The following is a 15,072-nucleotide window of genomic DNA, read 5'->3' on the forward strand; positions in this document are numbered from 1 at the left end:
AGCAGGTGAAAGCTTCAGTTATATGGTTGACCTAGGGAACATTGACTCAAGTAGTTTGGATGAGACTGAGTTGCGAGTTGAACTTCCAGCTGGAGTAACGGTAAGTAGTATAAGTGATGGAGGAGTTGAGGAAAGCGCAGGTGTAGTGGTGTGGACTGAAGGCTCAGTGTCGTCTGGATCTGCTTTTACTCGCCAAATTGATGTCATATCCAATGATTCTGTTGTTGGAGGGGAGGTTCTTGGAATAATGGCATACTTGAGTTTTGAGGGTAGCCTTGAGGTAGATCTTAGATCAGAATTTACGATTACTGTTTCTACAGACTCTCCAATTTTGAGTGCTAACATGAGTACTTTGTCAACAAGTGTTTCGTCTGGCAGTATCTTAAGTTATGTACTTGAAGTATCAAATAACAGTGCGTTAGCAGTTGAAGATGTTTATATTCAGCTACGTACGCCTAGTGAAATATCTTTTCATGATACCATTGATGTAGAGCCAAACTCATTTAATTGCTTAAATGACATTTGTTCGTTGTCTTCAACACAAGAAGCGATTTGGGCATTTGCTAGTATTGCTGCAGGCGCAACAGAGGTGATTACTATCGATGCTTCAGTTGCTGCAGGCTTAACTGATGGTAGTTTGATTGTCACGCCTATTCGCGTGACAGCTACTGATCTTGAAGACGTTATAAACTTGCAGAAAGTTACGCCGGTTAATAATTAACAATTTTAAAATACATTACATCTCTGTTATTAATTTAAAGAAAGAGAACACAAATTGCTTGGTTATAACCATCAATAGCCAGTCAATAATGGACAACGAAAAGCTCAAACTTTATTAAAGTTTGAGCTTTCTTTTTTTAGGGGCTGAAATAGTTGTAGTTAATAAGTGTGATTTCTTATAAGTCTCACTTGCGTCAAAAAGTGCACTTGCTTAGTGCAGCTTGTTCTGTGTGTTTGCAGGTAATAGGTAGATTAACTTCGCACTTTTTTAATATAGATACCTAAAATCAAGATACGCTGAGATGGGTATTGAATTTGCTTAGTAATCAGACAAACAATTTAAGAGACTCACTTATGCAATCCTTTATCGAAAATATTCCTAAAGCAGAGTTACATGTGCACTTAGAAGGCACCTTAGAGCCAGAACTTAGTTTTGCATTGGCAAAAAAGAATGGTGTAGATATTCCTTTTGAAACACCAGAAGCTTTAGTTGCAGCCTATGATTTTCATGATCTACCTTCGTTTCTAAGCATTTATTATGCGGGTATGAATGTGCTGCTAGATGAAGATGATTTCTATCAACTCACTTATGCCTATTTGAGCAAAGCCCGCAGTCAAGAGATTGTGTATGCCGAACTGTTCTTTGATCCCCAAGGTCACACTACCAGAGGGGTAAGCTTTGATACTGTGATCACCGGTATTCATAAGGCGCAATTAGATGCTGAAGAAAAGCTAGGCATCAAGAGTCAGTTAATATTGTGCTTTTTAAGGGATATGAGTGCCGAGTCTGCCATGGAACACCTAGAAATGGCTGAGCCTTACCTTGATTGGTTAGTGGGTGTGGGTCTAGATTCCGATGAGCGCAATAACCCGCCCATTAAGTTTACTGAGGTATTTGCTAAGGCTAAAGCTATGGGGTTAAAGCTGACTATGCACTGTGATGTCAATCAGTTAAATACCCTTACTCATATCGACCAGTGTATAAATACCATTGAAGTAGACCGCATTGACCATGGCGTCAATTCATTAGAGAGCGATGCCCTTTGTGAAATGATTAAAGATAAAAAGCTAGGCTTAACTGTGTGCCCAGTATCTAACCGTTTTGTGGTGCAATCCCTCACATCTGATGAAATTCACACTATGCTAGATAAAGACATGTTAGTGACTATCAATTCAGATGATCCAGCCTACTTTAGGGCTTATTTAAACGAGAACTTTCTAGAGTTACAAAAAGAGGGCAGTTTTGATCAGCAGCAAATTACCACTATGGTAAGTAATGCATTTAAAGTGGCATGGCTAGATGATGACACTAAAAATAACTACCTTACGCAAATAGATGACTTTGTAAAACAACATTAGGTACTAAAGGTAGCGCTACGCATATTTAGTTCTCTCGTAAAAGAGGAGGGTAATCTTAGTTTGTAGCGCTAGTGTTTTTTTCAAAATCAACAACCACTTGGTAATACTCTTCGCCGTTGGTTTTTTCATAAAGCCAGCCATGGTGCTCCACTATTTTTTCGCTGAGTTGTAAACCTAAGCCGTAGCCAGATCCGAAACTAATAGGCTTACCATTTGAGTCTACTGTTTTCTGGGGGTTGTTCTCTTTAGAGTTACTGTTAATGATGGTGACTCGACTGCCGCTTTGCTTAACGACTATTTGGCCATGTTGGGTATGTTGATAAGCATTGCGGATCAAGTTGTTTATTACAATATGACAGGCCACTGCTATGGTGTGGACTTGGTGTGCTTCGCTTTCGACGGTAATCTCTACTTGTTTTCCTTTAAGCAAATACTCTAAGTCGATGCAGGCTTGCTTGATGATTCTCTCTAAGTCTAAAGGCTCAGGTGATACATTGAGTTGTTCATTACGACTTAGCCACAATAAGGTGTCAGTTAAGTTGCTCATAGTTAGCCCAGCTCGCTGAATACGCTCTAATACTAATTGTTGTTTTTCACTGCTAGGTTGCTTTTCGTTGAGCCTTTGTAGTAGCTCTACATTACTGCGTATCACCGCAATAGGTGTGCGTATTTCGTGGCTGGCGTAACTTAAAAACCGCTGTTCACGCTCTAAACTTTGATGGGTAGAAATTAAACTACTTTGTATTAATGAAGCTAAAACATTTAACTCCTGATAGCTAAAATCAGGTGGTGAATCTTGCACATTTTTGGGGCTGAGATTTTTAGCCCAGTTCTTTAATGACTCAACCGGTTTTGCAATTTTTCCCATTATCATAACCAGTAAAAATGCAAACAATGTTATGGCAGAAAGGGCTACCATTAAGGTCCATTGTAATCGGTTACTTGGAGTGTTTACTTTTTGTGAGGCAATAAAATCTTCTTCAAGCATCACCTTAGAAATAAACCTTTTTTCACCTGTTGGGCTTTCATATAACACCACAAAATATACACTTTTAGGCATATTAAATATGGTCGTTTGCACCTTTTGCTTTTGTAAATTTCCTATTTTTGAAGGAGGTGTAACAAAGCGTTCTTGTATGATATCAGGCGTATCTTGCCAGCTGCTAGCGATATTGATACCTGCTACATTTACAGGATGTCCATCTTTAATATTAGGGGTTTTGGCTAACTCGAACATAATCCCTTTTAGGCTTCTGTCGAGACCATCTACAAAATAATTAACACTTAAAAATGAAAAGCCAATGGCCATGATAGTACCAAGCAAAAGTACACTGATGAAAAAATATAACCTTAGGCTTGGTCTAATTTTCACTACTACTCTCCAATTGTATCCGCATTGTTTTCGACTTTTAGAATAAAGCCAGTTCCAGACACGGTTTCTAATTTCACGTTGCTTGGTATGCTCTCAAGCTGTTTTCGTAAATGATAAATATGTACTTTTAAACTATTGCTGTCTGGTTGATCATTACCCCATACGCTTTGCATTATATGTTGCCGACTGGCAATTTTAGGGCTGGTTCGTACCAATACTTCTAATAGCTTATAAGCTATTGGGGTCAATTTTAAGTTATTCTGTTTTAGATAGGCGTTTGATTGCCCTAAATCTAGGGTTAAGTCTCCAACTTTAAGGGTTTTAGCTTCGCCGCTTTTGCGTTTTCCTAAAACTCGTACCCTGGCAACTAACTCTTTCATGGCAAAGGGTTTAACTAAATAATCATCGGTTCCCGCTTCAAAACCCTGTAGTTTGTTTTCTAAGCTGTCCCTTGCAGTTAGCATCAATATTGGAATATCTATGCCTTTTTCTCGTAGGGTGTTGCAAAGGGTGAAGCCGTCCATTTTAGGCATGTTGATGTCTAGCATAATCATTTGATATTGATTGCTTTCGATTAACTGTAATCCCATCAAGCCATTACTGGCATGGTCGCAATCAATAGATTCAATTTCTAGATACTCAACTATGGTTGTAGCAAGGTCGATATCATCTTCAACCAAGAGTACATTCATCATTAATTTGTATTCCTTTCTCGCTTATTTTCAAGCACTGAGGGAGCAACTGTTATGTGAATAAAGTCGCTACTTTTCACAAAACAGTTGCTTATGCCCTCAATTAAGTTCAGTTGTTTTGAGCTAAACCGCCACCTAATACTCTATACAAGGTAATTCTATTATCTAAATCAGCTTGCTTGCTCACGATTAGAGATTGTTTCGCTTGATACATAGTTCTTTGTGCTTCTAAAGCAGTTTGGAATGTGGCAATACCACCTTTGTATCTCGCTAATGATAAGTCATAACTTTTTGTGGCTGAGCTCACCAATGCTTCTTCTGCTTCCACTTGCGCTTGAATGGTGGCACGTCTGGCAAGGGCATCTGCCACTTCAGAAAAGGCACTTTGAATAGCGTATTCATAGGCAGCTAAGTATTTTCGCTGCTGGGATTCGCTATATTCTAGGGCTGCGTCATTTGCTCCCGCACTAAAAATCGGCAAGCTAATGCTAGGTGCAATTGCCCATATTGAGCTTGCTCCACCAGTGAATATATCAGCTATTACTGAGCTTGCTAAACCACCTGTAGCAGTTAATGATACCGATGGGAAAAACGCCGCTCTAGCGGCTCCAATGTCTGCATTTGCTGCTTTTAAGTTATGTTCAGCGGCCAACACATCTGGTCTTTGTAATAGTAGCTCAGAAGACAAACCTGCAGGTACATCACCAACAAGTTGGTATCCTTCTGGTAGCGCGTCTGGGAGTAAACTCTCATCAAACTCCTCACCAACCAGTAAACGTAATGCATTAAGATCTTGTGCCACTTGCGTGGTGTAAGTGGCAATGTCTGATTTTGCTGTGTAATAGACGGTTTCTGCACTGGCAACGTCAATTTTTGAGTCAATCCCAAACTCTAAGCGCTTGTTCGTAATATCTAAGGTTTTTTGAGCATTTACCTCAGTTTCTTGAGCAAGGCTAAGTTGGTTGTTATCTGCCGCTAGGGTTAACCAAGCATTTGCAATCTCGCCAATGAGGGTAATTTGGGCAGCTTTGGCGGTTTCTTCACTGGCTAAATAAGACTCCAAATCGGCTGTGCTTAGGCTTTGGTTCTTCCCAAATAGGTCTATCTCATAGCTAGTTAAGCCTATGGTTCCTTCGTACTCGGTAGAGATTGTTCCAGAGGATACCTTAGCGCGGCTGCCCGACAGGCCTGCATCAATTTGTGGGTACAAGTCTGCTTTTTGAATACGATAGGTTGCCCGAGCAGACTCAACATCTTCCAAGGTTTGGCGCAGGCTTCTATTGCTATTTAAAGCCAGTTCAATCAACTGGCTTAAGCGTTCATCTTTAATGAAGGTTTGCCAAGGTACAGTTATGGCTTGTTGATTAGACAGGCCATTTGTGTCTGTGCTGGGGGCGTCTTGCCACTCAGTTGGTACAGGCAACTCTGAGCGAGAATACTCAGGGGCTAAGGTACAGCCAGCTAAAAACAAAACAGCCACTGTAGGCACAATAGCCATGCGGGTTATTGTGCGAGGTAAAACATTAATCATTTTGGTTCTCCAATGTTTTAGCTGAGTTATTGTCTTCATATACGGGTTGTCTTTTTGGGAAGAAACCACGAATTAACACAAAAAACATAGGTACAAAGAAAATCCCTAAAACTGTTGCCGTAAAGGTTCCACCAACAATACCTGTACCTATTGATATACGGCTGTTAGCACCAGCTCCTGAAGACAGTGCTAAGGGTAAGGTACCAAGCATAAAGGCTAATGAGGTCATGATTATCGGGCGTAAGCGTAATTTTGCAGCTTCAGTTGCCGCGCTTATCAATGACGAACCTTTTTGATATGAGGCCTCAGCAAACTCTACAATTAGAATCGCGTTTTTAGACGCCAGTCCAATGGTAGTAAGCAGAGCTACTTGGAAGTAGATGTCATTGTCTAGCCCTCGCATTGTACTGGCTAACGCCGCTCCTACTAAGCCTAACGGAATAACCATAATTACCGAGAAAGGAACAGACCAGCTTTCATATAGCGCGGCTAGCACTAGGAATACAACCAAAACAGAGATGGCATACAGGGCTGTTGATTGTCCACTGGATATCTTTTCTTGGTAAGACAAGCCGCTCCAAGCATAACTTAACTTTCCTTGGCCTACTTCATCAGCCAAACGCTCCATTTCAGCCATAGCTTGGCCTGAACTTACGCCACTCGCAGAGGCGCCTTGTATTTGATAAGAAGCAATACCGTTAAAGCGCGATAGGCTTTGGGGTGCCATAGACCAAGATGAAGAACTAAAGGCTGAAAACGGCGTCATGGTGGCGTCGCCATCTGCATTGGTTCCTCTTACATGCCACTGGTATAAGTCTTCTGGTTTGGAACGAAATTGTGCGTCACTTTCCACATAAACCTTCTTCACTCGACCATTGTCAATAAAGTCATTTACGTATGAGCCGGCCCATGCAGAGGTCAAGGTACTTGATACATCTGACAGTGCTAAGCCTAAGCTAGTGGCTTTGGTATTATCTATATCTATTTTCAGTTGAGGAGTATCACTCAAAGCTCCTTCACGGACTCCAGTAAGCAATTCACTTTGTCTGGCTCTGTTAAGTAGTTCATCTTTAAGTTCTACTAGCTCTTCACGACTGGTTCCTGAGGCTGCTTGTAATTCAAAGGTAAAGCCGTTGCTTTGGCCTAATCCCCGAATGACCGGCTGCTGCATGGCGAATACACTGGCATCACGAATAGATGAAAGGTTTTTATTCATGCGGGCGATTAACGCATCTGCGCTTTGCTCTTCAGAAGGACGCTCACTCCAAGGTGTTAATCCAACAAACCCCATACCGGCATTTTGTCCTGTTCCTGTGAAGTTAAATCCAGAAATAGTAAATGCTCGGGTAATATCATCGGCTTCTTCGGTTAACAGATATTCTTCTACTTGCTCTGCAACGGCAATCGTACGTTTGATTGAAGCACCAGATGGTAAGCTTATTTGAAACATAGTGCTGCCTTGGTCTTCTTGCGGTAAGAAACCAGTTGGCATACGTACAACGAGTAAACCTAAGATTGCAATGATGACACCATATACCAATATCCAGCGAATTTTATGGCTGATGATGTGTTTAACATGGCCTGTGTAAGAGGTAGTTAAGCGGTCAAACGAGCGATTAAATTTAGCAAAAAAACCTTTTTCACTAGTATGGTGTTCGGTTTTGGTCAGCAAGCTTGCACAAAGCATGGGGCTAAGCGTCAAGGCTACGATAACTGACAAGGTCATAGAAGATACAATCGCAACAGAGAATTGCTGATATATCACACCTGTAGAGCCACCAAAAAATGCCATAGGCAAAAATACAGCAGAAAGAACCACTGCAATACCGATAAGGGCACTGCTTATTTCAGACATAGACTCAATGGTTGCATCCCGAGGAGAGAGGTTTTTCTCTCGCATAAGGCGCTCAACGTTTTCTACTACCACTATGGCATCATCAACCAATAGGCCTATTGATAACACTATGCCAAACATAGTAAGTGTGTTTATGGAAAAACCGAATGCTGAAAGCACACCAAAGGTTCCTAGTAACACCACTGGTACTGCGATAGCTGGTATTAAGGTTGCTCGCCAATTCTGTAAAAACAACCACATAACGATAACAACCAGTATTACGGCTTCTATAAGTGTTTGTACTACTTCACTAATAGATATTTTGATGAAGTCTGTGCTATCCCTTGGGAAAGTCACTTGATAGCCATCAGGTAAGCTTTTAGCAAGCTCAGAAACTTTTTCTTTTACTAAGTTAGCGGTATCTAGGGCATTGGCTCCGGGGGCAAGCATGACTGCAATACCAGATGCGGGGTGGCCATTTAAACGGGATATATTGGTATAGCTTTCACTGCCTATTTCAACTCTTGCAACGTCTTCTAAAAGTACGTTCGCGCCACTGGTGTTGTACTTAACTATAATTTTGCGAAATTGATCTGGGGTAGACATCATAGACTGTGCAGTGACAGTTGCATTTAACTCTTGGTTATCTAATGCGGGCACAGCACCAATTTTGCCTGCAGCAATTTGCACGTTTTGGGCACTTAAAGCGCTAGTAACATCCGATGGCATTAATTCATATGAGGCCAGTTTGTTAGGGTCTAGCCAGATACGCATGGCATACTCAGACCCAAACACTCGGGTATCACCCACGCCATTTATGCGTGCTAATTCATTTTCGATATTTGAAGAGATGTAATCTGCAATATCATATGAAGATACTTGGTTGTTTTCATCGTAAATAGCAGTAACAAGTAAGAAGTCACTGTTTGATTTAGTAACTGTGACACCTTGTGTTTGTACTGACTCTGGAAAGCGTGACGTAACCTGTTGTACCTTGTTTTGCACTTGAATCTGCGCGTAATCAGGGTCGGTACCTAGCTCAAATGTAACGCTAACCGAAGCTGAGCCGTCTGATGTGCTCGAAGATGAAAAGTACAGCAAACCGTCAAGGCCAGTTAATTGCTGTTCTAATATTTGAGTCACACTGTTCTCAACAGTCTGCGCATCGGCTCCTGTGTAAGATGTACTGATACTAATTACAGGAGGTGCAACATTTGGATATTGAGCTATCGGTAACGACATAATTGAAGCGATACCCGATAGCATAATAATAATCGAGATAACCCAAGCAAATACTGGGCGGTCGATAAAAAAGCGCGCAAACATGAATTATAAGCCTCCTGCTAATGAAGGAGTTTGACTCTGTTTGTCGGCAACGGTAATCATAGTGCCAGAGTTGTCCATTTCCACCTGAATTGGGTTAACTGTGCTACCGGGGCGGATTTTGTTTTGGCCTTCAACTAAAAGTTTATCGTTAACAGATAAGCCAGAGTCAATGAACCACTTGTTATCTACCGCGCTAACCGTAGTTACTATGCGCTTTTCTACCTTGTTTTCATCATTAATGACATAAGCGTAGGCTTCACCTTTTGCCGCATGATAAATGCCTTGTTGTGGTACTAAAATAGCATGGGTATCCATAGCTTCATTTACCGCCGCTCGTACAAACATGCCTGGTAATAAGATGCCATCTGGATTAGGGAACTCCGCACGTAAAGTAACTGTGCCCGTTGAAGCATCAACAGAGACTTCTTGCATAGTGAGTTTTCCTTTGTGGTCATACTCACTGCCATCTTCAAGGGTTAGAGTAACTTCTGTGCTACCTTGAGTTATGTCACTTTCGCCCATTAAACGGCGCAGCTTTAATAACTCTTTACTGCTTTTAGTCATGTCCACGTAAATAGGATCTAACGTACGTATTGTGGCCAATGCTGTGGTTTGCTCGGCTGTCACTAAAGCACCTTGAGTGACATTCGATATCCCAATGTTTCCAGTAATCGGCGCTTTTACTTTAGTGAATTCCAGATTGATTTTAGCGGTAGCCAATGCTGCTTCATATTTTTCAATGTCAGCGACAGCTTCTAGGTAAGTGGCATGTGCATCATCAGCATCTTGTTGTGATACACCTTCAATTTTTAATAAGGTAGCGTAACGCTGATCTTTTAATTTTGCGGTTTCAACCGATGCTTTAGCGCTGTTTAAATTTGCTTTTGCTTCATTGTAAGCTGCTTCATAAGTGGCAGGGTTAATTTGATAAAGCAAATCACCTTGTTTAACAGAGCTGCCTTCTTTGAATAAGCGTTGTTCTAAAATTCCACCCACTTGTGGGCGAACTTCAGCGGTTAATGACGCAGCAACACGCCCTTGCATTTGGGTATCAATTTTATGTTGGCTTGTTTCTACTTTGATATAAGAAACAGCAGGAGCAGGCATACTTTGTGGCGCTGCAGCTTCTTCTTGGCAAGCAGCAAGAACAGTTGTAAGCAGTACCAAAGCTGTTATGCGTATGGAGTATTTCATTTGTCGTATTCCTCAATAAATACACTAAAAAGGTTTGGCCGGTGCATTCAAGTTGTTGCTCTTTAGTTAAAAAACGAATGCATTAACCAACAATTGCATGGAATATAACAAGGCCATGGTTAAGAAAAGGTTAAAGAAACTCAAAGATTTGAAGATATTGGGGAATTATTATTTTGAGGGCTGTTTACAAGGGCTAGGTTAAAACTAACTTAGGTGTTGAGCCAAGTTTTTTTGCATGGCAAGAAGCTATAAAAGCCTGCTTGCCGCTGCAATGACTGAATCAGTATGGATACATAGTGAGCAGAAGCAAGTTCGCCTCTGTTACTCTCTAAGCTTCAGATTTTTCGGTGCTACTTGGTGTTAAGGCCGCTCTTGCAGCATGAGTGGCTGCGACTAATTGTTGCCTAACTTGTTGAGAGTCGACACATACTTGCTCGAACGGCATGTATAAAACTTGTTCGTCAGCGGCAATATGAGTGCCTTCATTAAAGGCGGATAACATTTTGACTTGTTTAGCTTTTATATTGAATTGATGTTCAACAATTAACTGCATGGCGTCTAAATGGTCATCGTTCATATGCTCAACTATCGCTGCGCTTGTGCTTTGCCAATCTTCTATTGATACTTGCCATTCGTCTTGACTGATCCAGAATATTTTACCAAAGCCACCAATATAACGAACTCGTTTGGTTTTGATCTCGTAAAAGTTGAAGTCGTGAGTTTGTTTGTAGCCAATGGCTTGGGGAAACAAGCTGTAGTATTGCTCGGCAATTTTTTCATCTTTGATAATCTCTGCATCACCTAGCACTGTGACGCGGCCAGAGGCTTGCGAGTCATCTGCTAGGTTATCGAAAATAGTCATAGAGACTTTGTTATCTGCCTTTATATTACGTGTATGCTGAGCAATATCACTGATGTAAATGATCAAATTACCTTCATGGGTCATAAAGTATGGAACAATTGAGCCAAAAGGGTAACCTGCCACAGACACTGACAGTGTGCTTAACACGCCAGAATGTTGTTGACGGGTAAGTGTTTTAGCATCAAATACGTGTTGTTCTTTTTTCATTTTGATTCTTCCTAATAAACTTGTGCTATTTAACTTGGCTTTTATATATCAAGGTAATTAGCAATTAATGTGTCACAAACGGGATGGCATTGTCCTGCGGGATTAATCGCGGCCTCACCCCAAAACATTTAAATAAATTATCTTCGGTAATTACCTCAATTACAGGGCCTTGTGCTAAGCAACGGCCATTGGCTAGCAGTAAGGTTTTGGTGGCATAGGGTAAAACTAAATTCATATCATGGCTTACGCATATTACTGCTAAACCTTGCTCACAAAATCTTTGCATCAAATCCATAGTGGCTTTTTGAAAACGAAAATCTAAAGCTGAGGTTGGCTCGTCTAGCAAGAGCAACTTACCAGTGAATGGCTGTAGAGTTTCAGCGTCGTTCATATCTGGCATCAGTTGTAACAAAGCTTTAGCAATAAATACCCGTTGGCGCTCACCCCCAGACAAAGTGCGTACATCGCGGCCAAATAAGTGGGAAATACCCACCTGTTCAGCAACTTGGCAGATTAAATTGGTGGTGTATTGATTCGTTTCAGCTCGGTTGGCTCGACCTAATCGCAATACGTCTTCCGTTAAAAATGCAAAGTAAACCTGGTTACTTTGCGCCACAAAAGCACGTTTTTGCGCTAAGGCTTTGGTTGACCAATCACCTAGCTCTTTGTTTTCTAACTGAATATTGCCAGTAAATTCGCTGTGTAGGCCAGCTATACAGCGCAACAAAGTGGATTTACCGCAGCCATTTTCACCAATAATAGTGATAAAATCGCGGCTGTTAACCTGCAAATTTATTTTTTCGAGTATTTGCTGCTGGCTATAGCTAACACTGAGGTTGTTGATATTAAACACCGGATAGCTTCCCCTTTTGTTTTGCCAGTAGATACAAGAAAAACGGTGCGCCCACAGCTGAGGTGACTATTCCAATAGGTATTTCTAGCGGTGGAAACAGCGAACGTGAACTAATGTCGGCTACTAACATCAAGCCTCCACCAAATACCCCGCAGGCAGGCACTAGGTATCTATGGTCTGCTCCAAAAAGGGTGCGGCAAATATGGGGTACCACTAATCCCACAAAACCAATAATGCCGCATAGTGCTGTGGCTAAAGCTACAGAAAATGCCACTAACCATAAGGTTAAGCGCTTATATTTAGACACATCTAAACCCATGCACTGGGCTTCGTTTTCACCTAAGGCGAGCATATTTAAAGGCTGTCTTAAATGGATAAACATAGCAATCACAGGTAAGGCTAATGCCCCTACAAATAATACTTTGGCCCATGAAATGCCTGCTAAGCTGCCCATAGTCCAATAGGTAATTTGCCTTAGGGCATCGTCATTGGCGATATAGTTAATGGCGCCAATATGAGTACCCGCTAAGGCATTTACTGCCACCCCGGCTAGTATCAAAGAGGTAATCGCTAGGCCTGCGGGCGTTTTGGCTACTTTTAATACTATCCACACGGCGAGTAAGGCACCAGCAAAAGCAGAGCCGGCTATTAAATACGGACCACCTAGGGCATATTCGGGGTGATGATTAATTATCAGTAGTGCCGTTGCAGCAGCGGCCGCCGCGCCACCAGATATCCCAATTAATCCTGGGTCTGCCAAGGGGTTGCGTACTAAACCTTGCATGGCGCAGCCAGACATAGCCAATAGAGCACCGACCATTATGGCCATCACAATCCGCGGCGCTCTAAGTTCAGAAAAGATATACCACTGAATGCGCTGCTGACCTTGCAGGTCTTGTCCTGTTATTTTCTGTTTAATGACATCAACTAGTTCAGAAACAGAATGCTCGTAGCTACCCGCTTGTAAACCAAGCAATATTAAACAGCCGCAGCCAAGTAAAGCCAAAAGTATTTGCTTTATATACTTGTTGCGCCGCTTGTCTAAATCAAGTTGCAACAGCTGAGATGCGTTAGCCTCTGGCATGAAATGCCTGTACCTTCTTGATGATATGTTCTAGGGCTTCTGGGTATCTAGGTGATAATCCCAAGGCACTGCTGCTTTCCATGACAACGGGCTTACAGATTTGCCCCGCTGTGGTGGCTTTAATAGCTGGGTGTTGGCATAAAGTTTGGACTTCTTGGTCACTGCGTATTCTGTGACTAGCAACAAAAATTATATCTGGATTTGCGGCTAATATGGACTCGTTATCCATGACTTTATAATCACGCATTTGTTGCGCTGCATTGGTAATACCTGCATCGTTAAACAAGGCTTGCGGCACAGTGTTTGCCCCAGCTACCGTTAATCCACGGTCACTGTCAGATAAAATAAAAAGTGCAGTAATGGGCTTTAGTCCTTGGGCCTGCTTTTTTAACTGGGACACGCGGCTGTCAATTTGTTCGATTAATTCTTTAGCTTTGACAGGCGCGTGGACTATCTCACCTACTTGGCTAATGAGCTGTTTTAGCCCTGCTAAATCACGCTGCTCTCCCAATATGGACACTTCAACGCCTGCGGCTTTTAGCTCTGGGAATAGAGTATCTGGGCCAGTGGCTTGGGCACCAATTAAATGGGTGGGATGAAAACTTAAAATTCCCTCTGTACTAAGTTGTCTAAAATACCCAAGCTTGGGTAATGCCGCGGCGGCCCTAGGGTAATGACTGGTGCTATCTGCAGCTACAATTAAGTCTTGTTTGTCTAGTGCGTAAATCACTTCTGTGATACTGCCGCCAGAGCTAATTACCCGCATATCGCTGTGGGCAAATGCTGCTGTTGACAGTGCAAGCATTGACATACAAATGGCTACAATTAGATGTTTGTTCATAATAAATCTCGAATGAAGATAGCAAACACAGGACTAGTTGAATGTTCAGTCCTGTGTTTGGTTATGCAAAGTTGATTATTCAGCTGATGTACTGTCGGCACGGAAGCTGTAGTTGCCAGACGTACCGCTCTCATCGTAGTAGCTGGTGATCTGTAACTTATACTGCCCTGAGTTGGTTTCGATAAGGTACACGCCATATTGAGACCACAATAAGTGACCACCATTTAAGCCATATTGATACCAAGGGCTGCTATCAAATGAACGAATTAGAGTGGAGTTGGCTTCAAAGCCATAATACGCGTGAGCTGCAACGTCTAAGCCTGTATATTCGTTGTCTGTATCAACAAAGGCTGATGCATCATCCGCTATGTAAATATAAAAATCAGCACCTGTATCTGGGTCGACCGTGATACATGGCAAATAAATATCCCATGCATCATCTACTGATACTTGCTCTGCCAAATCGAAATCAACGTAAATATCCGTAGTACAACCGCTTAAATCTAAATCAATGGTTTCAGCTGCAGCAAACTCGGTTTCGCCGTCTAGGCTACTTTGATGTTGAACCTCTAATGTGATGTTGGACATAGTAAAACCAGCAGTGGTTAATGAGGTCACTCTGAATTTAGTATAAGCATCATCCGAACTTACTATAAAGTAGACATCGTCTGCGGCAGTTACTTGGTGAGTTGCAAAGTCATAGTTATAGAACTTGTCGCCAATCACATAATCACTAGCATCATAACTATACTCTGCATCTGTTGGCATAGAGTCACTGCTTACAGCTAGATAGTCGTCTAACTCAGTATCTGCTGTGGCGTTGATAAAAGAGTCTGCAATAGCAACACCTTCAGCATCAAAAAAATCACTGTTGACGTCGGTAAAGTACATACCAACAGTGTTATCAGCATGGGTGTTTAGTGATATGGCGGTACGCTTAAAAGCAATATCCCATACGCTATTATTTGCAGCTTCTTCTTCTGTTATGTCTACGACTGCTCCTGCATCTAAATCATAATAAACACTTACAGGCTCTGAGGTACTGCCAGTACTAAAAGGCCCAACAATGGTGCCCTCTTCGACTACTACCTCTTCAACAACATCGTCTACCGTAGGAGTTTCGTCATCATTTCCTGAGCTGCCGCAAGCAGATAGTCCGGCGGCAATGATTAAGGATGAAAGGTATTTTATTTTCAT

At 41.9% G+C, this 15,072-nt stretch carries 12 protein-coding genes; 2 read left to right on the forward strand and 10 right to left on the reverse strand.

Annotation, left to right across the window (positions count from 1 at the left end; all coding sequences use genetic code 11):
- Both ACMUMK_RS02015 and add read left to right on the forward strand, forming a co-directional pair.
- The coding region (locus ACMUMK_RS02015; protein ID WP_414699457.1) for a hypothetical protein at positions 1-721 on the forward strand (721 nt) is incomplete at its 5' end.
- A gap of 353 nt (positions 722-1,074) precedes the next feature.
- A complete protein-coding gene (gene add / locus ACMUMK_RS02020; protein WP_414699458.1) occupies positions 1,075-2,079 on the forward strand; it encodes an adenosine deaminase in 1,005 nt (334 codons plus the stop codon).
- A gap of 55 nt (positions 2,080-2,134) precedes the next feature.
- Here the strand turns inward: add and ACMUMK_RS02025 are convergent, their stop codons facing one another.
- The 10 genes from ACMUMK_RS02025 to ACMUMK_RS02070 all read right to left on the reverse strand — a co-directional run bounded on the left by ACMUMK_RS02025 (position 2,135) and on the right by ACMUMK_RS02070 (position 15,072).
- Positions 2,135-3,451: a sensor histidine kinase gene (locus ACMUMK_RS02025; RefSeq protein ID WP_414699459.1), complete on the reverse strand. Its 1,317-nt coding sequence runs from the start codon at positions 3,449-3,451 to the stop codon at positions 2,135-2,137.
- Between the two features lie 2 nt (positions 3,452-3,453).
- Positions 3,454-4,146, reverse strand: a complete 693-nt coding sequence (locus ACMUMK_RS02030) for a response regulator transcription factor (protein ID WP_414699460.1) — start codon at positions 4,144-4,146, stop codon at positions 3,454-3,456.
- A gap of 106 nt (positions 4,147-4,252) precedes the next feature.
- Complete coding sequence (locus tag ACMUMK_RS02035; protein WP_414699461.1) at positions 4,253-5,674, reverse strand: efflux transporter outer membrane subunit; 1,422 nt, start codon at positions 5,672-5,674, stop codon at positions 4,253-4,255.
- Positions 5,667-8,834 (reverse strand): efflux RND transporter permease subunit, encoded by a 3,168-nt coding sequence (locus tag ACMUMK_RS02040; RefSeq protein WP_414699462.1) that lies wholly within the window; start codon positions 8,832-8,834, stop codon positions 5,667-5,669. Before ACMUMK_RS02040 ends, ACMUMK_RS02035 begins: the two co-directional genes overlap by 8 nt.
- Before the next feature lie 3 nt (positions 8,835-8,837).
- Positions 8,838-10,028 (reverse strand): efflux RND transporter periplasmic adaptor subunit, encoded by a 1,191-nt coding sequence (locus ACMUMK_RS02045; RefSeq protein WP_414699463.1) that lies wholly within the window; start codon positions 10,026-10,028, stop codon positions 8,838-8,840.
- A 328-nt stretch (positions 10,029-10,356) separates the two neighbouring features.
- Complete coding sequence (locus ACMUMK_RS02050) at positions 10,357-11,097, reverse strand: HugZ family protein (RefSeq protein WP_414699464.1); 741 nt, start codon at positions 11,095-11,097, stop codon at positions 10,357-10,359.
- 64 nt (positions 11,098-11,161) lie between these two features.
- Positions 11,162-11,950, reverse strand: coding sequence for an ABC transporter ATP-binding protein (locus tag ACMUMK_RS02055; protein ID WP_414699465.1), 789 nt, complete (start codon positions 11,948-11,950; stop codon positions 11,162-11,164).
- Positions 11,943-13,034 carry a FecCD family ABC transporter permease gene (locus tag ACMUMK_RS02060; RefSeq protein ID WP_414699466.1) on the reverse strand — a complete coding sequence of 364 codons (1,092 nt, stop codon included), beginning with the start codon at positions 13,032-13,034 and terminating at the stop codon, positions 11,943-11,945. Before ACMUMK_RS02060 ends, ACMUMK_RS02055 begins: the two co-directional genes overlap by 8 nt.
- Positions 13,021-13,875, reverse strand: a complete 855-nt coding sequence (locus tag ACMUMK_RS02065) for a heme/hemin ABC transporter substrate-binding protein (protein WP_414699467.1) — start codon at positions 13,873-13,875, stop codon at positions 13,021-13,023. The genes ACMUMK_RS02060 and ACMUMK_RS02065 overlap by 14 nt, the downstream gene beginning before the upstream one ends.
- Before the next feature lie 75 nt (positions 13,876-13,950).
- Positions 13,951-15,072, reverse strand: coding sequence for an HmuY family protein (locus tag ACMUMK_RS02070; RefSeq protein ID WP_414699468.1), 1,122 nt, complete (start codon positions 15,070-15,072; stop codon positions 13,951-13,953).

Source organism: Paraglaciecola sp. 2405UD69-4, from assembly GCF_047525415.1.
Taxonomy (GTDB): Bacteria; Pseudomonadota; Gammaproteobacteria; order Enterobacterales; family Alteromonadaceae; genus Paraglaciecola.